This window comes from Novosphingobium sp. Chol11, from assembly GCF_900218065.1.
In the GTDB taxonomy this organism is placed as follows: Bacteria; Pseudomonadota; Alphaproteobacteria; order Sphingomonadales; family Sphingomonadaceae; genus Sphingobium; species Sphingobium agri.
This window is the reverse complement of sequence record NZ_OBMU01000003.1, coordinates 16,461-36,346: the sequence shown is the minus strand read 5'-3', so window position 1 is coordinate 36,346 and position 19,886 is coordinate 16,461. Positions and strand designations below refer to the sequence as shown.

Genomic DNA, 19,886 nt, shown 5'->3' with positions numbered 1-19,886 from the left:
CAGGATCAGGCGGCCGGAACTCTCAACTCGATCATTGGCTTGCTGATCATCGGTCCGCTGCCGTCGATCGAACCCATCGCAGCGCGGCGGCGAAATTCGGCGGCCATGGCCTGATGCATCGTCCGTGCCGATGCGTCGGCGGTCGTCGCCGCCAATTGCTCATGCATCCGCGCTCTTTCCAGGCATTCCTGTGCATTGAGGGCATGTGTCATGAAAATGCTCTCCTGCTAAAGTTTCGAGCCAATCCCAAGCGGCGCAGGGTGCGGCCAGCCAAGGAAGCCACTTACGAAACCCGGCGGAATTTACGCCTTTCCGCAGAGCTTTGGAAATGGAATCTTCTTGTCGCCGCTGGGCCTGCCGCCGCCGCGCACCGCTTCAGCCGATCCATCCCTGCTGCGGCTGGCAACGATGGCTTTTCAACTCCTTGCGGCTCTCGCCATGAACCTCGCTCAGGGCGACTTCATAGCCCCACAGATTGGCCAGGCTTTGCAGCACCATCGCAGCGTCTGAAGCGTCCAGCACCACACCGTCATTCACCACATGCTCCAGCATCAGCGTACGGTCGCCAGCCAGATCGACATCGACCACCTGGATGTCGGGCTCCTGCCGGGCAATGTCATATTCGCGGGCTAGCGCGCGGCGAATGCGCCTGTAGCCGCGCTCGTCATGAATGGCGTCGACGCGCAGTTCCGACTCGCCTTCATGGTCGAGGAGCTTGAAGAGCCGCCACTGGCGTATCAGATGGGGGCTGAGGAATTGCGAGACGAAGCTTTCGTCGCGATAGTTGATCCAGATGTCCTTCAGCACCTCTACCGGATCGCGTGACCCGGCAATGTCGCTGAACCACTCGCGATCCTCCGCAGTCGGGTTCATGCAGATCCGCTCGATGTCGGACATGATGCCAAAGCCCAGAGAATAGGGATTGAAGCCGCCGAAATGGCCGGAATCGAATGTTGGTTGATAGACGACATTGGTATGCGACTGGATGAACTCCATGAACGCGCCATCGGTAATCCAGCCGCGATCATGCAGGATCGTCATGATGCGATAATGGGTATAGGTCGCGCAGCCCTCGTTCATCGCCTTGGTCTGGCGCTGCGGATAGAAATATTGCGCGATCAGCCGGACGATCCGCAGGATTTCCCGCTGCCAGCTTTCGAGGCGCGGTCCGGTCTTTTCCAGGAAGTAGAGGATATTTTCCTGCGGCAGCCCAAGCGCTGCGCGGCGTTCGTCCGACGGCACGGCCGCCGCCTTCGCGCCCACCGGCACCGTGCGCCAAAGGTCGTCATAGATGCGGTCGCGATAGGCTTGCCGTTCTGCCTCACGCTCGGCCTCCGCCCGCATGTCGCGCGGGCGGATGCGCGGATAGCGGTGGACCCCCTGGTTCATCAGGGCATGGGCGGCGTCCAGCACCCGCTCGACCGCGAGTTGCCCGTAGCGCTCTTCGCATTGCGATATGTAGCGCTTGGCGAACTCCAGATAATCGAGAATGCCCTCCGCATCCGTCCATTGACGGAACACATAATTATTCTTGAAGAAGTGATTATGTCCAAATGCCGCATGGGCAATCACCAGCGTCTGCATGGTGGCGCTGTTTTCCTGCATCAGATAGTTGATGCACGGATTGGAGTTGATCACCAGCTCATAGGCAAGGCCGCGAAGTCCCTTGCGGTACAGCATTTCATTGGTCACGAACTGCTTACCGAATGACCAATGTTTGTAGAACAACGGCATGCCGATGGACGAATAGGCGTCCAGCATCTGCTCGGCACTGATGATCTCTATCTGGTTGGGATAGATGTTGAGCTTCATCTCCTGAAGCGCGATCGGCTCCACCGTATCATAGATGCGGTTGATCAGCGAAAAGTCCCAGTCGCTGCCGGTGAACAGCGGAGCGGGAGCAACCGACGCCATCAGGCAGACGCCCTTTCACCCACGCCGCGCCGCTGGAAAAGCTCGCGGAAGACGGGATAGATTTCCCGGCGATGCGACACTTTGCGCATCGTGAATTGCCGATTGGCCTGCGAAACCGGCAGATAGGCGTCCCACAAACCGGTGGTGGAGGTCGCGGACTCGATCGAAGCAAACTCCTCGCGCCCCACCTCCAGATAAGCGAAATATTGGCAGAAGGGCAGGATTTCGTCCTGCATCAGGCCGACCACCCGCGCATTGTCGGATGCCAGCGTGTCGCCGTCCGAAGCCTGCGCCACATAGATGTTCCAGTCGGTAGGACTATAGCGGTCCTTCACCACCTCGATCAACTTGTCGAGCGCGCTCGACACCAGTGTGCCGCCGGTTACGCTACTGTAGAAAAAGGTCTCCTCATCCACCTCCGCCGCGCGGTCAGTATGATGGATGAACACCACCTCCACATGCTCATAACAGCGCGACAGGAAGAGGTGCAGCAACGCGAAGAAGCGCTTGGCAAGGTCCTTCATATGCGCGGTCATGGAGCCCGATACGTCCATCAGGCAGAACATGACCGCTTGGGCGACTGGCCGGGGCACGGGTTCGAAACGGCGGAAGCGCAGGTCTACCGGGTCGATATAAGCAATGAGATTACGGCGACGAATGATGTGTGCCCGCTCCTCCCGCAGCCGTTCCAGCGCAACGTCATCATCCGGCAGAGGCACAGTGCGCCCCTCGATCTCGGCAATGGCATCTTCAATGCGGCTCAAGTCACGCCCGCTCGGGCGGCGCAGCGCGATACGACGGGACATCGCCTTTTGCATGGTGCGCGGCACCGACAGGTTGGACGGGTTGCCGATGGTCGAATAGCCTGCCCGGCGCACGCCTTCGATCTTGCCAGCGACCAACTTCTTCTTGGCCATGTCGGGCAGTTCCAGGTCTTCCAGAAAAAGGTCGAGAAACTCCTCCCGGCTGAGCGCGAAACGGAAGTCGTCCTGATCCTCGCCCTCACCCGGCTGCGACCCACCGCCACTACTACCATCCGGCCGCTTGATCCGGTCCCCTTCCAGAAATTCGCGATTGCCGGGCAGCACCCGTTCCCGGTTACCGCCCTTTTCCGCCCGGTGCAGCGTGGGCTCATGGATCGCGTCGCGGCGGATTGTCACCTCGCCTTCCCCGGCCAGGTCCTTGATGCTGCGATCCTTCAGGCTGTCACGCACCGCCTGACTGACATAGGCTTTCGCCCTCCTCAGGAACCGTTGCCGGTTTACCAGGCTCTTGCCCCCCGGGTTCAGCCGTCTGTCGACTATGTGCATGGTGGCCACTGCGCTGTCACGAAGAGGGCGCCTCCATCTGTCTATCCCGCCTGCTTGACCCTGATATACCATTCGACGAGCCGCCGGACCTGCCGCTCGGTATAGCCGCGCTCGACCATGCGGGCGACGAACTCGTCATGCTTGCTGGCGGTATCGCCATCCTTCTTAGACCCGAAGCTGATGACGGGCAAAAGGTCCTCGACCTGGCTGAACATCCGCTTTTCGATGACTTCGCGGATCTTTTCATAGGAGGTCCAGCTGGGATTGCGCCCGTCATTGCTGGCCCGCATCCGCAGGGCGAATTTCACAACCTCGTTCCGGAAATCCTTGGGATTGGCGATCCCGGCGGGCTTCTCCGTCTTGGTCAGTTCCTGATTAATGACTTCGCGGTCGAGAAGCTGCCCCGTGTCCGGGTCCTTGAAATCCAGATCCTCTATCCACGCGTCGGCATAGGCGACGTAGCGATCAAACAGGTTCTGGCCATAATCATTGTAGGATTCCAGATAGGCTTTCTGGATTTCGTTGCCGATAAATTCGGCATAGCGCGGCGCCAGTTCGCCCTTGATGAACTCCAGATATTTGGCCTCGACATCGACGGGGAATTGTTCCTGCCGGACCATCTGTTCCAGCACATACATGAGATGGACCGGATCGGCGGCGATCTCGCTACTGTCATGATTGAACGTCGCCGACAGCGCCTTGAAAGCGAAGCGCGTCGATGTGCCGGACATGCCCTCATCCACGCCAGCGGCGTCGCGATATTCCTGGATGCTCTTGGCGCGCGGATCGATTTCCCGCAGCATTTCGCCATCATAGACGCGCATCTTGGAATAAAGGTTGCTGTTCTCATGCTCCCGCAGCCGGGTAAGCACCGAAAAGCGCGCCAGCATGTCCAATGTGCCCGGCGCGCACGGAGCCTTGTTCAGGTCGGACTCGCGCAGCAGCTTTTCATAGACGTGCCGCTCCTCGGTCGCCTGCAAGCTATAGGGCACCTTGATGACGTAGATACGGTCGATGAAAGCTTCGTTATTCTTGTTATTCTTGAAATTCGCCCATTCCGATTCATTGGAATGGGCCATGATGATGCCGTTGAAGGGGATAGCGCCGATATTCTCGGTGCCGATATAATTGCCTTCCTGAGTCGCCGTCAGCAGCGGGTGCAGCATCTTGATCGGCGCCTTGAACATCTCGACAAACTCGAGCATGCCCTGATTGGCGCGATTGAGCCCACCCGAATAGCTGTAGGCGTCAGGATCATTCTGCGACAGCATCTCCAGCTTGCGGATGTCGACCTTGCCGACCAGCGAACTGATGTCCTGATTATTTTCGTCACCCGGCTCGGTCTTCGCGATCGCGATCTGCCGCATGCGCGACGGCATCAGGCGGATGACCTTGAATTGAGAGATATCGCCGGAAAACTCGTCCAGCCGCTTGCGCGCCCATGGGCTGATCATGCCGGTCAGCCGGCGGCGGGGGATGCCGTAATTATCTTCGATAAAGCCGCCATGCTGTTCCGCATCGAACAGGGCGAGCGGGCTTTCGAAGATGGGGCTGATCTCGTCCCCAGCCTTCAGCGCATAGATAGGGTGCGCCTCCATCAGCGACTTCAGTCGTTCGGCGAGCGAGGACTTCCCGCCACCGACGGGACCGAGCAGATAGAGGATCTGCTTGCGCTCTTCCAGGCCTTGGGACGCGTGGCGCAGGAAACTGACGATATGCTCGATCGTCGCTTCCATGCCGTAGAAATTGGCGAAGCTCTTATAGCGGCGAATGGTGCGGTTCATGAAGATCCGACCGAGCCGCTGATCGCGGGAAGTATCTATGATCTCCGGTTCGCCGATCGCCGCCAGCAGGCGTTCCGGTGCTGATGCGTGCATGAGAGGATCATTGCGGCATCCCAGCAAATAATCCTCGATCGACATTTCGGCTTGACGCCGTTCGTCAAAATTCCGCGTGAAGCTCGAAAACAGTTCGTTTTTCGTCACTGACGACTCCCGCCGCAGTAGTCATGTTACGAATATAATACGCACGAGACTGCAAAAACAGGCCCTTGCAGTTGGACAATTGCAAAATTTTTATTCCTGCACATCCGAATAGTTCGCAATAAGGAACCGGCAGGCAGACATGTTTCCGCGCCGTTCCGCTCCAAAGGGGAGGGCAGCGCGCGGGCAGCGGTCAAAAGCCTCTAACAAGGACCGGCAAAAAGAGGGTATAAGGAAACGGCTTGGGAAAGACGTTTCGCCAGGCAGCAGCATATGGAGAGATGCGATGACATCCATTCTGCTTCACATCCATGACGATAGCGGCATGGAAAGCCGATTGCAGGCCGCCTGCGACATTGCCCGCGCAACGGACGCGCATATTCACTGCGTTCAAATCACCGCCATGCCCAATCTGGTGGCGGGGGATGTCTATGGCGGGGCGGCCATGGCGCCATCGATCATGGCGGAATTGCACGAAATCGACATGCGGATGCGGCAGCGGCTCGAGCAGCGGCTTCATCGTGAGGGCGTGAGTTGGAACTGGCGGCACGCCGATGGCGATATCGTCAGTGGTCTGTTGTCCGCCTCCCCCCTGTGCGACTTCATGGTCGTGACCCTGCCGGGCCGTCCCCGCCGCGACATGAGCGATCCGCTGGATCTTGCGGCAGATCTGGCGATAGGCGGGCGCACGCCAGTCCTTGCCGTGCCGGATGCGGCGCGGGGCGTCATGATCACGGGCCGCGCGCTCGTCGCCTGGGACGGCTCGCGAGAAGCTTCCGCCGCACTCCGGCTGGGTGTGCCGCTGCTGAAACATGCCGGTGAAGTGCATGTGGTGACGGTCGAGGAAGCGGGCAAATACCCCTTCCCGGCAACGGATGCGCCAGAATATCTCTGCCGCCACGGCATCAAGTCACAATTTCATAGCTGGCCGCAGGATGGCCGCACCGTGGAAGCGACTTTGAAAGCTGCGATCGGCGTGCTGAAGCCGGACTGGATGGTGATGGGCGCTTTTGGACATAGCCGCTGGCGGGAGCTTGTGTTCGGCGGCGTGACGCGGACGATGCTCCGCGACGCACAGGTTCCCTTGTTGCTGGCGCACTGACCGTCCGCAGCCATCCGGCCCTTTGGAAATTGCGCCAGATCGGACCTTTCCCTTCAATGGCCGGGCGGACCAAATGCCGTTGCCACCGACGCTTCACATAAAGCAGCGGGTCAGAGGTTAACGCGCGGCAATCTTTGCCCATCCGATCCCCTCAAATCGGCGGCATCTCCGATCCCATGTCCGTAGCGTAAAGCATAATATCCCCTTCGAAACAGGATCTTGTCTGTCCCGGCGACCCGCTTTGCGTGGACGCAAGATCAAGGGGGAATTGATGCATTGGGGATGGAAAGCCAGGATCATGATGGTGGCAGGGACGCTGTGCGCCCTGCTGTTCCTGATGCTCGGCATGCGGGAAATGCAGCGGTCCTCCGCCGCCGAAATCGCGCCTGACCAGTCGGCCCAACACATATCGCCGCAGCCGGTGGTCCTTGCGGCTGCTGCACGGCCAATCCGGACCGGCGAGACGATCACCGCCGCCATGATCCGCAATGCCATGGCCGACCCTGCGCGCCATCCCGCTGCCGCCACGCCTGCCGAACTGATTGGCAAGGTCGCCACCCGCACGATTGCGGCAGGCGCGCTCATCCCGCGTGATGCGGTCGGCGGCGAGGAAAAGCTCGCCATCCGCGTGCCGGTTGGCATGCGGGCAATCAGCATAGACACCACGGCGGAGATCGCCGTCGCAGGCCTGGTCCGCCCCGGTGACCGGGTGGACGTGCAGGTCGTCTATCCCGGCGCAGACGCCATCAGCGGCGCGCGCGGAGCATGGCGCAGCCGTGCCCAGACATTGTTGCAGATGGTCCAGGTGCTTGCAGTGGGTGACGCGGTTCTTGGCACCGCTCCTCCTTCCGGCGCGAAGGACGCCTTGTCCGCAGCGCCAGTCCCCGCACGAACGGTGACGCTGGCGCTCAACCCGGAACAGGTCTCCACCCTGTCACTCGCGAAAAGCACCGGCGCGCTCACTCTGTCGCTGCGCAACCCCGTAGACAGCGAGCAAGTGGCAGTCGCGCCCGCAAGCTCCAGAGGCCCTGATCCAACCCCGGTCGCCGCAACGCTCCCGGCGCAAGCCCTGACCGCGCCCATGCAGGCACGTCCCGCCCCCGCCCCGCGGCAACCCATAGAGCTGGTCATCGGCGACCGGCGCGAAACCATCTATTCGGGGAGCGCCCAGCGTTGAAGTGCATCCACGCCCTCGCAGCAGTGCTTGCCATGACTGCTCCCGCAATCCTGCGCGCACAGGAACAAAGGCCGCTTGCCATCCAGCAGAAGCGCACGCTCAGCTATCCGCGCCCCATCGGGAGGATCGAGGTGGATCGCGATGACGTGATTTCGGTCACCGCGCCTACCGCGCGGTCCTTGAGCGTGACTGGCATCGGCGCGGGAAGCGCGACGATCAGCGTCTTTGGAAGGGACGGTACGCTGATGGCGGAGACGCGCTTCGCCATATCGCCGCCAACCGCAAGCGCCCGGGAGCCGGGCGCTCTTGTCGGCCCCCGCATCGTCGCAGGCGAGCAGGTCGTCGCCGTCGATGTGCAGTTCGCCGCCGTGTCCTCCTCTACCCTGAAGGCATTGGGGTTCAACTTCTCAAAGCTCAGCGGCGACATACAGGGCGCGGTCGTATCGCCCAGCAGCTTCAAGAGCGCCAGCTTCGCGCCCGTTGGCTCATCACTCGACGCCAGCGTCCCGATCCAGAACGCGTTCAACCTGTTCCTGTCCGCACCCAATCGCGGCATCAATGCGGTGCTGAGCGCCCTCTCCTCCAACGGGCTGTCCGAATTGCTGGCCCAGCCCACCCTGTTGGTGCGCTCCGGCGAACAGGCGAGCTTCCTTGCTGGCGGCGAGATTCCCGTGCCCGTGCCGCAGGCGTCGGGAACCGGCAATGCCATCTCCATCCAATATAAGGAATTCGGCGTCCGCCTGTCCGTCACCCCTTTCGTCCTGTCGCCCGATCAGATCGTGCTGAAGATCGCGCCGGAAGTCAGCGAACTCGACTATAATAGCGGCGTCCAGTTGCAGGGCTATGTCGTGCCGGGCCTGCGCCGCCGGTCGGCCGAAACCACGGTAGAACTCGGCAGCGGCCAGAGCTTTGTGATCGCAGGCTTAAGCTATTCGAGCCAGTCGACAACGCGGGAGAAGACGCCGCTGCTGGGCGACATCCCGGTGATCGGCGCCTTCTTCCGGCGGCAACAGATGCAAAAGGAACGGCAGGAACTGGTGATCGTCGCCACCCCCCGCCTGGTAGGACCGGTGCAGGCGAAGGACATCCCCGCATTGCCCGGATCGCTGCTCGACACGAAAGACCCGGTCGTGCCCTTCGGCGTGGTGAGGCCATGACCATGGCGCGGATCATCCTTCTATCGGTCGATCACAGCCTCGCCGGGCGGATCGGCGACGCGATGCAGGGCCGCGCGGCGGTCGAACTGGCGCAGGCGGTCACGCCGGATCTGGTCGAAGGGCCCTGCGTCATTCTGGTGGACAGAGACGCCGTGCCGCCAGAGCGCTCGATAGCCACGGCCTTGTCGGCAGCGACGGAAGGCGCAGCCGGGCGGCCGGTGGTGCTCGTGACCGGGGAAACCGCCGCGGAAGAAATATTGCACGCCATTCGATCCGGCGCTGACGACGTCATCCGCCGCGACGCAGGAGGCGACGAAATCGCCACCATAATCGGACGCCTGCTCAATCGCTCGACCGCCGATCATGGCAAGGGCGGCCGACTGACACTGATCCTTGGCGCCGACGCCGAAGCCGCCGCGCTAGTCGCAACCGACATGGCGGTCAGCCGCGCCCGCACCGGGTCTTCGACGCTGCTGATAGACTTCACCATGCCGACCAGCGCGGCTGAGGCCTATCTCGACCTGCCGGTAAGCTACGGCATCGCCTCAGCCATCGCCGACATAGAGCGGCTGGACGCCAGCTTGCTGTCCAGCACCTTGGCCCGGCATGATCCAAGCGGCCTGATGCTCCTCACCCTCGACGGCGGTTCGGGTGCCGAGCCCGCAGGCATCGCGCCTGCCGACATCGCCGCGCTGGTCCGGCTGCTCCGGGCATGCTGCGGCGATCTTGTCATCTGCGCGGGCAGCCTGCGCCACCCGGGGCTGCTGCGCACGCTGGCTTCGCTCGCCGACCGCGTCGAACTGGTCTGCGCGCAGTCGATCCGCGAGATGGACGCCTGCCGCCGCCTGCTGGAGCGCATCGGCGATGACGAGGCGAGCTTGTCACGAACGCGGCTGCTGGTGTGGGATCATCAACCCGGCATATTGCTGGACAGCCGCCGGATGGGCGAGATCTTGCGCACCAGCAGCACCCTGCCGCTTCCCATCGACCAGATACGCCTGCGCAATGCCCTGAACGCCGGTCGCCCGCTTGGCCTGGAGGCTGCGCCCGACCGCTACATCCGCGCGATCCGCACCGCCTGCGGCATCGAACCGCAACGATCGTCCAAAAGCCTCGAACGACTTCGCCGCCTGCTCCAGCGAACGGTGGAGCCAGCGGCATGAGCCTGCTCTTCGACACAAGCCTGCCGCGCGGCGCAGCGCGGCCCGCTCCAGTGGCGCAGCCAGCCGCCCAGCGGATGAGCGACAGCTATCAGGCGGTGATGGCCCAAACCTGCGCGCAGGTCATCGAACAGCTGGAAGCACGCGGCAGCACCGCTGAAACGCTCGGGCCGCGGGCGTTGCGCACCGAAATCGAGCAGGTCATCACCAGCCGCAGCAGGCGCGGGCAACTCGCGCTCAATGCAGCGGAAAGGCTGCTGCTGATCGAGGATGTGGAGGACGAGGTCGCCGGGCTAGGTCCGCTCGCGCCGCTGCTGCGCGATGGCAGCATCGACGACATCATCGTCAACGGCCCCGGCACCATCTATGTCGAACGCAGCGGCATGCTGGAGAAGGTCGACCGGCGCTTCCGCGACGACGCCCACCTGATGAACATCATCCAGCGGATCGTCGGCCCGATCGGCCGCCGCGTGGATGAAGCCAGCCCCTATGTCGACGCCCGATTGGCCGACGGATCGCGCGTCAACATCGTCATCCCGCCGGTCGCGCTCGACGGGCCGCTGCTGTCCATCCGCAAGTTCCGCATGCAGGCTCTGGGGCTTGAGGATTTCATCAATCGTCAGGTGATGAGCGCCGAAATGGCCGCCTACCTCGCCGCCGCTGTGCGGTCGCGGCTCAACATCCTGATCTGCGGCGGCACGGGCGCGGGGAAATCCACCCTGCTCAACATGCTGTCCCATTTCATCAGCGACCGCGAGCGGCTGATCACCATAGAGGATGCCGCCGAATTGCAGTTGCGGCAGGACCATGTCGTCCGGCTGGAAACCCGCCCGCCCAATGTCGATGGCAATCGGGAGATCAGCGCGCGGGAACTGGTCCGCAACGCGCTGCGCATGCGGCCCGACCGCATCATCCTGGGCGAAGTACGCGGGGTGGAGGTGGTGGAGATGCTGCAAGCCATGTCCACCGGCCATGACGGGTCGATGGCGACGCTGCACGGCAACTCCCCGCGCGACGCCTTTGCTCGCCTGGAAATGCTGATGGGCTTTGCCGGGGTTCAGAATGACATTCGCGCGATCCGGCGCTTTATCGCCAGCAGCGTGCATGTCGTGGTGCATATCCAACGCCTGGCGAACGGCAGCCGCCGCGTGACCGGCGTGACGGAAGTCACCGGCATCGAGGGCGAGGCCTACTCCTTCAATGAGTTGTTCAGCTTTCACGAACAGCCCGCCATGTCCGGCATGGGCGAATTTCGCAGCCACTCGCCTCGCCCCTATTTCGAAGCGCGTCTGCGCGACTACACGGCGGCTGCTGTCCGGCAGGGCATATTGTGAAGGCAGCGGCGTTCCTCCTGCTCGGGCTGTTGACGCTGGCGGCGGCGGTCTCGCCGCTGCTCGCCCTGCGAGCGCGGGAACAGGCGCGGCTTTCGCGGCGGCTGGCGGCGATCGCGCCCGGCGACGCCCCGGATCTTCGCCAAAGCGCCCGCCTGACAGTGCCCAGTCTCGCCGCGCCGATACTGGCGCGGGCGCAGCTGGAAGTGACGACGCGCGCAATCGGTATCTTCGGCGGGTGCATGGCGTTGTTCGCCCTCGCCATTTTGCTCGCCACCGGGCCGGTTGCGACTATTCTCCTTTTGCCGCTGCCCCCCGCCATTTTGTTCCTGTGGATCAGGGCACGGGCGCAGCGCCGGGTGAACGCCCTCATCGAAGCGTTGCCCTTCTACATCGATGCCGTGCGGCAGATGCAGGCGGTCGGCAGCTCCTTGCCCCAGGCGCTGGAACGGTCGCTCCCCGATGCCCCCGCGATCGTGCGCAGCTATCTTGCCCCAGCCGCACGGCGGCTTGAACTCGGCGCGCCGGTGAGCGAGGCGATGCAGCAGCTCGCCGACCGTCTCCACGTTCCTGAAATGTCGATGCTGGCAGCGGCGATCCGCACCAACATGCGCTATGGCGGCCCGGTCAGCGCCGTCCTGTCGAACCTTTCCGCGATCCTGCGCGAACGCATCCGCATCGCCCGCGAACTGAAAGCTGCGACGTCCGAAGCCAAGGTCAGTTCACGCGTGCTCATCGCCATGCCGATCGTCGCAATGGCGCTGCTGATGGCATCCAACCCCGCCTATATCGACTTCTTCCTCGACGATGCGCGGGGGCATCGAATGGCGGTGATCGCGATCGGACTCCAGATCGCGGGCATGCTCGTCATGCGCCGCGTGATGAGGCTCGCCTTCTGATGCCTTCGACCTTTCTCCTCGCCTGCTTCCTCATGGCGCTTGTGGGGCTTGGCATAGCCGTGCTCGGCGGCCGGATGCTGATGGCCGATCGGCGGCTGGAGGCGCGGCTGTCGCGATTGGCGCCCTCAACGTCGGCGCACGCGAAGACAGCCATCCGCCTGCCGACGATTTTGGGCGCGGAAGGCCGCAATCGGTCGAGCCTGGAGCGCCAGTTGCAGTTGGCAGGCTATCAGGATCCCCGCGCGGTCAACCGGTTCCTCTGGCTGCGGCTCGCCGGGACGATGCTGGCGGCGCTACTGGCCGCGCTCCTGTGCCGCATCGCATGGGGCGGCTGGATGTCACGCCCGATGCTGATCGTCATCGCCGCAGGGCTTGCGTTCGTCGGCGCGCGACAGATGCTGAACCTGCTCGCTTCGGGACGGGCACGGAAGATCACCGCCGAATTTCCCTTTCTGCTCGACCTCATGCTGATGATGCTGGAAAGCGGCGTGTCGCTCGACCAATGTTTCCGCTCGATCGCGCGGGACGAGCAGGTGGCGGTGCCGCATCATGGCGAGTTGATCGGCCTGCTGGTGAGCGACCTTGATCGGGGCATGCGCTATGAACTGGCGCTCGACCGCTGGGCCGCGCGGGTGGCCGTCAGCGGCGCTAAGGAACTTGCCTCCCTGTTCCGCCAAGCCATGTTCCAGGGGATCGAGCTTGCCCCGGCCCTGCGCGAATTCGCCCGCGAATTCACCCAGCGCCGCGTTGCGCGCGCGCGGGAGGCAATGGGCGGGATCACTGTGCGCATGGTTGTGCTGATGATCCTCTTCTTCATGCCCGCCCTCTTCATCGTTCTGGGCGGGCCGCCGGTCGTCGCCATCCTCGACACTTTGCGGGCAAGCGCGCGATGATGTGGCTGCTTCCCCTGCTGCTTGCAGCCGCCGACACCGCGGGATCGACGCGCAGCCTCTATCTGCAACTCATCCATCAGGCGCGCGCCGATGGCAGGCCGCGCGCCGCCATCGCCTATCTCGACGATTTCGATCGCCGCTACCCTGGCGACCGCGACGCGCGCATCCTGCGCGTCAACAGCCTGCTCGACCTTAACGATCTCAACGGAGCGGAAGCAGCGGCAGCGGCGCTCCCCGATGGCGGCGGCAGCGCGATACGCGGCCATCTGCTCGCCGCGCGCGGCCGCTGGGCAGAAGCGATAGCGCCCTACCAGCAAGCCGTTCAGGCGAGCCCCGCCGACCCGATGCTCCGCAACGCGCTCGGCTTCGCCCAGCTGCGCGCTGGCTTGGCGGCAGAGGCGATAGAGAGCCTGCGCGGCGCGCTGGACCTGTCGCCCGGGACGGCGGTGATCCGCAACAATCTGCTGCTGGCTCTTAGGGCAGCGGGTCAGAGTACCGAGGCCGAAGCCCTCCTCTCCACCGTCCGCGATGGGAGCGAACGCGACGCCGTCCGCCGTCAGATCGCCCTCGAAGCCGCTCGCCTCCCTATGCCGAAGGACCCCTGATGTTCTGCCTGTGTCTCCTGCTGGCTTCCGCCCCCACGCTCCCCCAGCCCGATCAGGCGCGCCGCGTCGTCGAATGGCAGCTGCGCTCACCGCCCCGCGCCGAGGAAAGCACTGGCCTAAGCGCCGAAGAGGCGCAGGTCATCCGCAACCGCTACCTCCAATCCATCGGCCAACCCCTTCCCCGATCCGCCGATCAGGATGCCACCACCATCGCATGATGCCGCTCCGCCGCCTCCCAGCCTTGTGGCACGACCGGCGCGCTTCCGTGGTGCCGATGGTCGCGGCATTCGGGGCCGCGCTGGTCGGCGCGATGGGCTTTGCACTCGATGCAGGCCTCTATTATGCGGGGAGCCGCGACCTGCGCGCCGCGACCGAAAGCGCCGCGCTCGCCGCCGCGATGTATCCCGCGCAGGCAGAGGCGCGCGCGCGCGACAGCCTCAGCCGCAACGGCTATGATCCCGCAATCCTGCGTTCGGTGGAGCTTGGCCGCTATTGCGCTGACGCAGCCCTTTCCTCGCCGCAGCGGTTCGACGCCAGCTTCGCGCGCTGCCCCGGCAACGGCCAGACCACCGCCGTCCGCATCCGCACCGGAAAGCCCAGCCGCCAATTCTTCACCCGCGTCCTGGGCGGAGCAGATCCCATCCCGGACCTGTCCGCCACCGCTACCGCCGCGCGCATCGACGAAGCGGGCGTGGGCGTCAGTTCCGGCATCCTGACCGTCACCAACGCGCTGGTAAACAGCGTCAACGACCTGCTCGGCGCTCTTCTTGGCATCAAGTTGCAACTGGGCGCGAATGACGTTCGGACCCTGGCGAACGGCTATGTCGACGCCGGGCGTTTCTTCGACGCTCTCGCGGCGCGCGTGGGCGAGACCGGCACCTATGGCGCGCTCACCAGCCGCACCGTGGACCTCCGCGCGCTGATGCTGGCAGCGGCGGAGGCTGCCGATCAGCCCGCGACCGCAGCTACCCTGAACCTCGTCGCAGGCCGGATCACCAATGGCTACCCCGTTCCACTTGAGGGCCTGTTCGGGCTCGGCGTGTGGAAGAACATGCCCGTGGGAGAGGCGAACGAGCAGCCGGGCCTCCGCGCCGGGATCAACGCCTATCAGCTGTTCACTTTCGCCGTGCAGGCGGGCGAGGGCAGCATCGACCTCACTGACGCGATCAGCCGCGTCGCGGCGGGCAGCACGATCCGCCTCGCCGCCGTCGCCACTGGTCCGATCGACAGGCCACGCTTCTCCTTCGGCCCGGCAGGCGAGACCAGCGCCAGCACTTCGGCGCTGCGGTTACAGCTCAACTTAGGCCTCAACCTCAACATTCTAGGCATCAGCGTCGGCACGGTGCCCGTCCTGATCGATGTCGCCGCAGCAAGGGCGGACGTCAGCGCGATCAGTTGCGCCAGCACAGCCGAGCAAGCGCGCGACAGCCGGGTCAGCGTGCTTGCCAGCTCGGGGCTCGTCAACGCCTATATCGGTCAGGTCCCCGCCAGCGCCATGACCCGCCCGATGCCGCCGCTCTCAGCCAGCGACATAGCGCCCGCACGAATATTGAACGTCCTCAACCTCATCACCGCTGACGTCCGCGCGATCGCTCAGCCAGTCACCGGCAACAGCGGGACTCTGGTCTTCGGCCCAGGCGGCCAGGGGACGATCGGCCGCCCCGGAACGCCGGGCGCGCCCGCCAGCATCGGCAACGGTACGCAGACCGGAACGCTGCTGACGTCGCTCACCAACAGCCTCGGGGCCCCAAGCGGCATTCAGGTGAAAGCGCTCGACCTCTGCCTGTGGCCGGTCTGCGACGCGACCGCCACGCGATCCCAACTGCTCGGCGCGATCACGGCCCCGCTGGGGGCGCTGCTCGGCAGCACCGCCGATCCCCTGCTCGACAATCTGCTCGCAGCGCTCGGCATTCAGCTTGGCCATGCGACGGTGTGGGTCACGGGAGCCCGCTGCGGCGTGCCGGTGCTGATTTAGGGAAATCGGCGGCGCGCCCCCCTCCACGCGCCGACCATCTTTAGCCGGAGGGATATGAGGAGAATGACGATGAAGATCGAACCGCTACGCAAGTTCATGAAGCGGCTTGCACGCGACCAGAAGGGCCTGACCGCCGTGGAATACGCCGTGCTGGGCGGCGTAATCGTGGCCGCGATCACCGCGCTTCAGACCGACTTCACCACCGGCTTGCGCGGCGCCTTCACCGCCCTGTTCAACAGCGTCAGCTGACCCGCCAATGACCCCCCGCCGCAGGAGGAGCATCACGCCCGCGCTCCGGCTCCTCCACTGTCAGAAAGGCATAGCCGCGCTGGAGTTCGCGCTCGTCACTCCAGCGCTGCTGATGCTCATCTTCGCGGTCATCATCTATTCCTTCTGGTTCTCCGCGCTGCTCGGCGTGCGCCATGCCGCGGCCGAAGGAGCAAGGGCGGCGATGGCGGGCCTTTCCAGCAGCGAGCGCGCCGACCTCGCGCGCAGCCGGGCCCAAGCAGTGATCAACGGCTATGGCGCGCTGCTCGGCTCCGGAGGCGCACCGGACATTCAAGCGCAACCCGACGGCGTCGGACAGTTCAAGGTACAGGTCCGCTACGACATGAGCAGGTCGCCGCTGATACGCTATGCGAGCTTCATTCCGTTGCCGTCGACCACGCTCGGCGCGACCGTCATCATCACCAACGGCAGCTATTGACCGGGCCGGCGCTCCACCCTTCCGTAACGTCTACGAATATGAACAATCCCCCTTTCCTTTTCCCCAACTGCTGCGTAACTGTCCGCTCTCGCCATGACGCGCGCAACAAGGGTTGTCTGTGCGTCGCGGGATGTCCGGAACGGCGCTGAGCGCTAGTTCGGATGCGATCCGGTCCCGGTTCGCGGGGTAGTTTAGGGCACGCTTTTGCACCCGCAAGAGACGCCGCCATGCAGGAGTTAGCCATGCTTTCAAAGGTCACGCTCGCCAATACCGACCTCTCGGTCAGCCGTCTGTGCTATGGCACCAACATGCTCGGCTGGTCGATCGACCAGGACCGCAGCAACGCCATCCTCGACAAGTTTCTGGAGCTGGGCGGCAATTTCGTCGACACCGCCCGTTCCTATGGTGACTGGATGCCCGACGCGCCCAAGGGTGCCAGCGAACGCGCCATCGGCGCTTGGCTGAAGGGCAAGAAGCGCGAAGACGTGATCGTCGCGACCAAGGGCGGGCATTTCGACATGCGCGCTGGCGACTATCGCAACCGCGTCAACCCGGCCGACATCGGCAACGACCTGAACGAGAGCCTTGAGCATCTCGGCGTCGACACGATCGACCTCTACTGGGTCCACATGGACAATCCGGAAACCCCGGTTGCCGAACTGGTCGACTTCCTCAACGAAGCCAAGAATGCGGGCAAGATCCGTTATTTCGGCGCGTCCAACTGGTCCGACGCCCGCGTGCTGGAAGCCAATGACTATGCCAAGGCGAACGGCAAGGCTGGCTTCGTCGCCGTCGAACCCTTCTGGGGCCTCGCCAAGCCCAATGAAGAGGCTGCCACGGCTCAGGGCTACCAGATGTATTTCGAAGATCATGGCGGCAAGCTCAAGGATGCTGGCCTGGCCATCATCCCCTACTGCTCGCAGAGCCGCGGCTACTTCGCTTTCGCTGAAAAGGGCGAAGTGCCCGAGCATCTCCAGGGCTTCTACGACAACCCGGTCAACAAGGACCGTCTGGCCGCTGCCAAGGATGTCGCCGCCAAGCATGGCGTCAGCGTTTCGGACGTCGTGCTCGCCTATCTGCTGAACCAGCCGCAGCAGGTGATCCCCATCTTCGGCGCGTCGAGCCCGGCCCGTATCGAGGAAGCGGTCAAGGCCGCCTCGCTCACCCTGTCGGCCGACGAACTGGCTGCGCTTAAGATCGGCTGATCTTCTAAGCCTGAAAGAATGGAAAGGGGGGCGATCGGTCGATCGCCCCCCTTTTTTATTGTCAGATCCGATCATTCTTTTGCGAATCGATCAATCGGGAAAGAATCGTACAAATTCTTACGCGATCGCCGTTATTTTCGCCTGACTAACAGTGAACAAGGCGGTAAAAGACGAGCAGACCATACGCATGTGGCGAATTAGGAGACTCTCATGACTGCTGCCCCTGCCCTTTCACAATCCCGTTCGGGCGCAGCGCCTGCATCTCTCACCACGCCCGGCCAGATCGGTATGCTCACCCTTCCCAACCGCATCATCGTCACCGCCATGGGCGTCAGCCTGGCAGAAGCCGACGGTACGGTCGGCCAGCGCCTTATCGACTATCATGTCGCCCAGGCGAAGGGCGGCGCTGGCCTCATCATCATGGGCGTGACCGGCGTCGCCTGGCCTGTGGGCGCCGTCCAGCCAAACCAGACCGCCATCTCGGACGATCGCTTCCTGCCCGGCCTGACGAAGCTGACAGAGGCCGTCCATGCAGCAGGCGGGCGCATCGCTGCTCAGCTTCACCATGGCGGCCTTGTCGCCGGGCACAGCGCGCAGGATGGGCATCCTCTCTGGGCTCCGGCATATCCGCCCCCCTTCGCGGGCGACTTCCCAGACTTTTTCCTGCCCGAAGAGATGGCTGCGTTCGCCGGAGGCGTGGTGCCGCAGATCAAGGTGCTGGAGAAGGCCGACATCGATCATGCGATCCGCCAGTTCGCCGACGCCGCGCTACGCGCCAAGCGCGCCGGAATGGACGGCCTGGAGATCCACGGTGGCCACGGCTATCTGCTCTCCTCTTTCGTTTCGCCCTACACCAACACGCGCGAGGATGAATATGGCGGCGACGTGGCAGGTCGCGCGCGCCTGCTCCTCGATGTGGTACGCGCGGTGCGCGCCGCGGTCGGCCCGGATTTCCCCGTCTGGGTGAAGATGGATTCACGCGAGCTGGGCAAAAACGGCATCACCATCGACCATGCGCTTGAACTGGCGCCTATGATCGAAGCGGCCGGTGCCGACGCGCTTACCGTCACTGCCTATCATGACGTCGGCCAGGGCAAGCTCCATTCGGGTTCCAACATCCCGCATGAACCCGCCTTCAACCTGGAAGCCGCCGCCGCAATCCGGAAGGTGGTTTCGATCCCCGTGATCGCGTCGGGTCGGGTCGAGCTCGATCGCGGCGACAAGGGGTTGGCGCAGGGCGAGTTCGACTTCCTTGCCATGGGTCGCAAGCTCCTCGCCGACCCTGATCTGCCCCGCAAGCTGACCGAAGGCCGGGTGGCCGATATCCGCCCGTGCATCTATTGCTACACCTGCGTCAGCACCGCCTATCTTCGCGAACAGGTGCGCTGCGCCGTGCGGTCGGAAACCGGTTATGAGGATCTCGACTGGTCCCCGGCCAAGGTTCCCGGCCATGTCGTGGTTATCGGCGGCGGCCCCGGCGGCATGGAAGCCGCGCGCAGGCTGGACCTTGCGGGCGCGAAGGTCACGCTTCTCGAAAAATCCGATCGCCTGGGCGGCACGCTGCGCTTCGCCGGCCTCGCTTATGAGCCCAATGAGCGGCTGCTCAACTGGCTGCGTGACCAGATCGGCCAGTCGAAGGTCGATGTGCGCCTGAAGACTGTCGCGACCCCGGACCTCATCGCCAGCCTCAAGCCCGACAAGGTCATCGTCGCGACCGGCGCCGTGCGCGACATGCCGCCGATCCCCGGCAATGATCAGGACTTCGTGCTGTCGGGCGACGATCTGCGCGGCATGATGCTGGGCGAGGATTCGGCTGAAATCCGTCGCAAGACCAGCTGGACCACCCGCGTCGCGACGAAGCTCGGCGCAGCGACCGGCGCAACCGCCAATCTCGACCTGGTGCGCAAGGCGACCCATGCCTGGATGCCGCTCGGTAAACGCGTCGTGATCATCGGCGGCGAGTTGGTCGGCGTTGAGCTGGCCGAATTCCTGATGGAACGCGGCCGTGAAGTTACGGTTGTCGGCGAAGCGCCCAGGTTCGGCGGCGGCCTGCTGCTGGTGCGCCGCATGCGCCTGCTGGCGGAACTGCGCGAACATGGCGTGGCCATGTTCCCCGGCGCGAGCGGCATCGCGATCGGCAAGAACAGCGTCACCTTCACCAGTGCAGACGGTGAGCAGAAGAGCGTTGCTGCCGATCATGTGGTGGTTGCCATGGGCGCGCATGGCGACTCCACCCTTGCCAATGCCCTGCGCGCACAGGGCCATGATGTGGTGGAGGTCGGCGACGGCACCGGCGTCACCTATATCGAAGGCGCGATCCGTGGTGCAGCCGAAGCCGTGGCCGCCATGGGCCGCTGATCTGATCTTCAAGGCCAAAGAAAAGGGGAGCGCCGCAACGCTCCCCTTTTTGTATCTGAGCTGCCCCTTATCGAGACCACCCAACAACCGTTCGCCCTGAGCCTGTCGAAGG

At 64.0% G+C, this 19,886-nt stretch carries 18 protein-coding genes; 14 read left to right on the top strand and 4 right to left on the bottom strand.

Annotated elements, in window-relative coordinates; genetic code table 11:
- Positions 1 to 5: 5 nt before the first annotated feature.
- From NCHOL11_RS14900 to NCHOL11_RS14885, 4 genes are all read right to left on the bottom strand, one after another.
- Complete coding sequence (locus tag NCHOL11_RS14900) at positions 6 to 212, bottom strand: hypothetical protein (protein ID WP_097093378.1); 207 nt, start codon at positions 210 to 212, stop codon at positions 6 to 8.
- 163 nt (positions 213 to 375) lie between these two features.
- Positions 376 to 1,914 (bottom strand): SpoVR family protein, encoded by a 1,539-nt coding sequence (locus NCHOL11_RS14895; protein ID WP_255254861.1) that lies wholly within the window; start codon positions 1,912 to 1,914, stop codon positions 376 to 378.
- On the bottom strand, positions 1,914 to 3,224 hold the full coding sequence (locus tag NCHOL11_RS14890; protein WP_097093376.1) for a YeaH/YhbH family protein: 1,311 nt from the start codon (positions 3,222 to 3,224) through the stop codon (positions 1,914 to 1,916). The genes NCHOL11_RS14895 and NCHOL11_RS14890 overlap by 1 nt, the downstream gene beginning before the upstream one ends.
- Before the next feature lie 41 nt (positions 3,225 to 3,265).
- Positions 3,266 to 5,209 (bottom strand): PrkA family serine protein kinase, encoded by a 1,944-nt coding sequence (locus NCHOL11_RS14885; protein WP_097093375.1) that lies wholly within the window; start codon positions 5,207 to 5,209, stop codon positions 3,266 to 3,268.
- Positions 5,210 to 5,492: 283 nt separating this feature from the next.
- On the opposite strand from NCHOL11_RS14885, the gene NCHOL11_RS14880 reads away from it, so the two are divergent.
- The 14 genes from NCHOL11_RS14880 (at position 5,493) to NCHOL11_RS14815 (ending at position 19,774) form a co-directional block, all read left to right on the top strand.
- Positions 5,493 to 6,308: a universal stress protein gene (locus tag NCHOL11_RS14880; protein ID WP_097093374.1), complete on the top strand. Its 816-nt coding sequence runs from the start codon at positions 5,493 to 5,495 to the stop codon at positions 6,306 to 6,308.
- A 241-nt stretch (positions 6,309 to 6,549) separates the two neighbouring features.
- Entirely contained in the window at positions 6,550 to 7,485 is a 936-nt protein-coding gene (gene cpaB / locus NCHOL11_RS14875; RefSeq protein WP_369680252.1) for a Flp pilus assembly protein CpaB, read from the top strand.
- A 32-nt stretch (positions 7,486 to 7,517) separates the two neighbouring features.
- Positions 7,518 to 8,642, top strand: coding sequence for a type II and III secretion system protein family protein (locus NCHOL11_RS14870; protein WP_097093373.1), 1,125 nt, complete (start codon positions 7,518 to 7,520; stop codon positions 8,640 to 8,642).
- Positions 8,639 to 9,805, top strand: coding sequence for an AAA family ATPase (locus NCHOL11_RS14865; RefSeq protein WP_255254860.1), 1,167 nt, complete (start codon positions 8,639 to 8,641; stop codon positions 9,803 to 9,805). The genes NCHOL11_RS14870 and NCHOL11_RS14865 overlap by 4 nt, the downstream gene beginning before the upstream one ends.
- Positions 9,802 to 11,136, top strand: a complete 1,335-nt coding sequence (locus tag NCHOL11_RS14860; RefSeq protein WP_097093371.1) for a CpaF family protein — start codon at positions 9,802 to 9,804, stop codon at positions 11,134 to 11,136. Before NCHOL11_RS14865 ends, NCHOL11_RS14860 begins: the two co-directional genes overlap by 4 nt.
- On the top strand, positions 11,133 to 12,032 hold the full coding sequence (locus NCHOL11_RS14855; protein WP_255254859.1) for a type II secretion system F family protein: 900 nt from the start codon (positions 11,133 to 11,135) through the stop codon (positions 12,030 to 12,032). The genes NCHOL11_RS14860 and NCHOL11_RS14855 overlap by 4 nt, the downstream gene beginning before the upstream one ends.
- Positions 12,032 to 12,925, top strand: a complete 894-nt coding sequence (locus NCHOL11_RS14850) for a type II secretion system F family protein (protein ID WP_097093369.1) — start codon at positions 12,032 to 12,034, stop codon at positions 12,923 to 12,925. The genes NCHOL11_RS14855 and NCHOL11_RS14850 overlap by 1 nt, the downstream gene beginning before the upstream one ends.
- Positions 12,925 to 13,530 carry a tetratricopeptide repeat protein gene (locus tag NCHOL11_RS14845; RefSeq protein WP_255254858.1) on the top strand — a complete coding sequence of 202 codons (606 nt, stop codon included), beginning with the start codon at positions 12,925 to 12,927 and terminating at the stop codon, positions 13,528 to 13,530. Before NCHOL11_RS14850 ends, NCHOL11_RS14845 begins: the two co-directional genes overlap by 1 nt.
- Complete coding sequence (locus tag NCHOL11_RS14840) at positions 13,530 to 13,748, top strand: hypothetical protein (protein ID WP_097093367.1); 219 nt, start codon at positions 13,530 to 13,532, stop codon at positions 13,746 to 13,748. The genes NCHOL11_RS14845 and NCHOL11_RS14840 overlap by 1 nt, the downstream gene beginning before the upstream one ends.
- Positions 13,745 to 15,505, top strand: a complete 1,761-nt coding sequence (locus tag NCHOL11_RS14835) for a TadG family pilus assembly protein (RefSeq protein WP_255254857.1) — start codon at positions 13,745 to 13,747, stop codon at positions 15,503 to 15,505. The genes NCHOL11_RS14840 and NCHOL11_RS14835 overlap by 4 nt, the downstream gene beginning before the upstream one ends.
- Positions 15,506 to 15,574: 69 nt before the next feature.
- Positions 15,575 to 15,754 (top strand): Flp family type IVb pilin, encoded by a 180-nt coding sequence (locus NCHOL11_RS14830; RefSeq protein WP_217991097.1) that lies wholly within the window; start codon positions 15,575 to 15,577, stop codon positions 15,752 to 15,754.
- Between the two features lie 7 nt (positions 15,755 to 15,761).
- A complete protein-coding gene (locus NCHOL11_RS14825) occupies positions 15,762 to 16,211 on the top strand; it encodes a TadE/TadG family type IV pilus assembly protein (RefSeq protein WP_097093366.1) in 450 nt (149 codons plus the stop codon).
- 242 nt (positions 16,212 to 16,453) lie between these two features.
- Positions 16,454 to 17,416, top strand: a complete 963-nt coding sequence (locus NCHOL11_RS14820; protein ID WP_097093642.1) for an aldo/keto reductase — start codon at positions 16,454 to 16,456, stop codon at positions 17,414 to 17,416.
- A 210-nt stretch (positions 17,417 to 17,626) separates the two neighbouring features.
- Positions 17,627 to 19,774: an oxidoreductase gene (locus tag NCHOL11_RS14815; protein WP_097093365.1), complete on the top strand. Its 2,148-nt coding sequence runs from the start codon at positions 17,627 to 17,629 to the stop codon at positions 19,772 to 19,774.
- The last annotated feature ends 112 nt before the right edge of the window (positions 19,775 to 19,886 follow it).

Excerpts from the sequence above, each read along its gene's own strand:
- NCHOL11_RS14900 (WP_097093378.1), bottom strand. The coding sequence starts at position 212 with ATGACACATGCCCTCAATGCACAGGAATGCCTGGAAAGAGCGCGGATG.
- NCHOL11_RS14840 (WP_097093367.1), top strand. The coding sequence starts at position 13,530 with ATGTTCTGCCTGTGTCTCCTGCTGGCTTCCGCCCCCACGCTCCCCCAG.
- NCHOL11_RS14860 (WP_097093371.1), top strand. The coding sequence starts at position 9,802 with ATGAGCCTGCTCTTCGACACAAGCCTGCCGCGCGGCGCAGCGCGGCCC.
- NCHOL11_RS14820 (WP_097093642.1), top strand. The coding sequence starts at position 16,454 with ATGCTTTCAAAGGTCACGCTCGCCAATACCGACCTCTCGGTCAGCCGT.
- NCHOL11_RS14845 (WP_255254858.1), top strand. The coding sequence starts at position 12,925 with ATGTGGCTGCTTCCCCTGCTGCTTGCAGCCGCCGACACCGCGGGATCG.
- NCHOL11_RS14825 (WP_097093366.1), top strand. The coding sequence starts at position 15,762 with ATGACCCCCCGCCGCAGGAGGAGCATCACGCCCGCGCTCCGGCTCCTC.
- NCHOL11_RS14865 (WP_255254860.1), top strand. The coding sequence starts at position 8,639 with ATGACCATGGCGCGGATCATCCTTCTATCGGTCGATCACAGCCTCGCC.
- NCHOL11_RS14890 (WP_097093376.1), bottom strand. The coding sequence starts at position 3,224 with ATGCACATAGTCGACAGACGGCTGAACCCGGGGGGCAAGAGCCTGGTA.
- NCHOL11_RS14835 (WP_255254857.1), top strand. The coding sequence starts at position 13,745 with ATGATGCCGCTCCGCCGCCTCCCAGCCTTGTGGCACGACCGGCGCGCT.
- NCHOL11_RS14895 (WP_255254861.1), bottom strand. The coding sequence starts at position 1,914 with ATGGCGTCGGTTGCTCCCGCTCCGCTGTTCACCGGCAGCGACTGGGAC.
- NCHOL11_RS14830 (WP_217991097.1), top strand. The coding sequence starts at position 15,575 with ATGAAGATCGAACCGCTACGCAAGTTCATGAAGCGGCTTGCACGCGAC.
- NCHOL11_RS14850 (WP_097093369.1), top strand. The coding sequence starts at position 12,032 with ATGCCTTCGACCTTTCTCCTCGCCTGCTTCCTCATGGCGCTTGTGGGG.
- NCHOL11_RS14880 (WP_097093374.1), top strand. The coding sequence starts at position 5,493 with ATGACATCCATTCTGCTTCACATCCATGACGATAGCGGCATGGAAAGC.
- NCHOL11_RS14815 (WP_097093365.1), top strand. The coding sequence starts at position 17,627 with ATGACTGCTGCCCCTGCCCTTTCACAATCCCGTTCGGGCGCAGCGCCT.
- NCHOL11_RS14870 (WP_097093373.1), top strand. The coding sequence starts at position 7,518 with ATGACTGCTCCCGCAATCCTGCGCGCACAGGAACAAAGGCCGCTTGCC.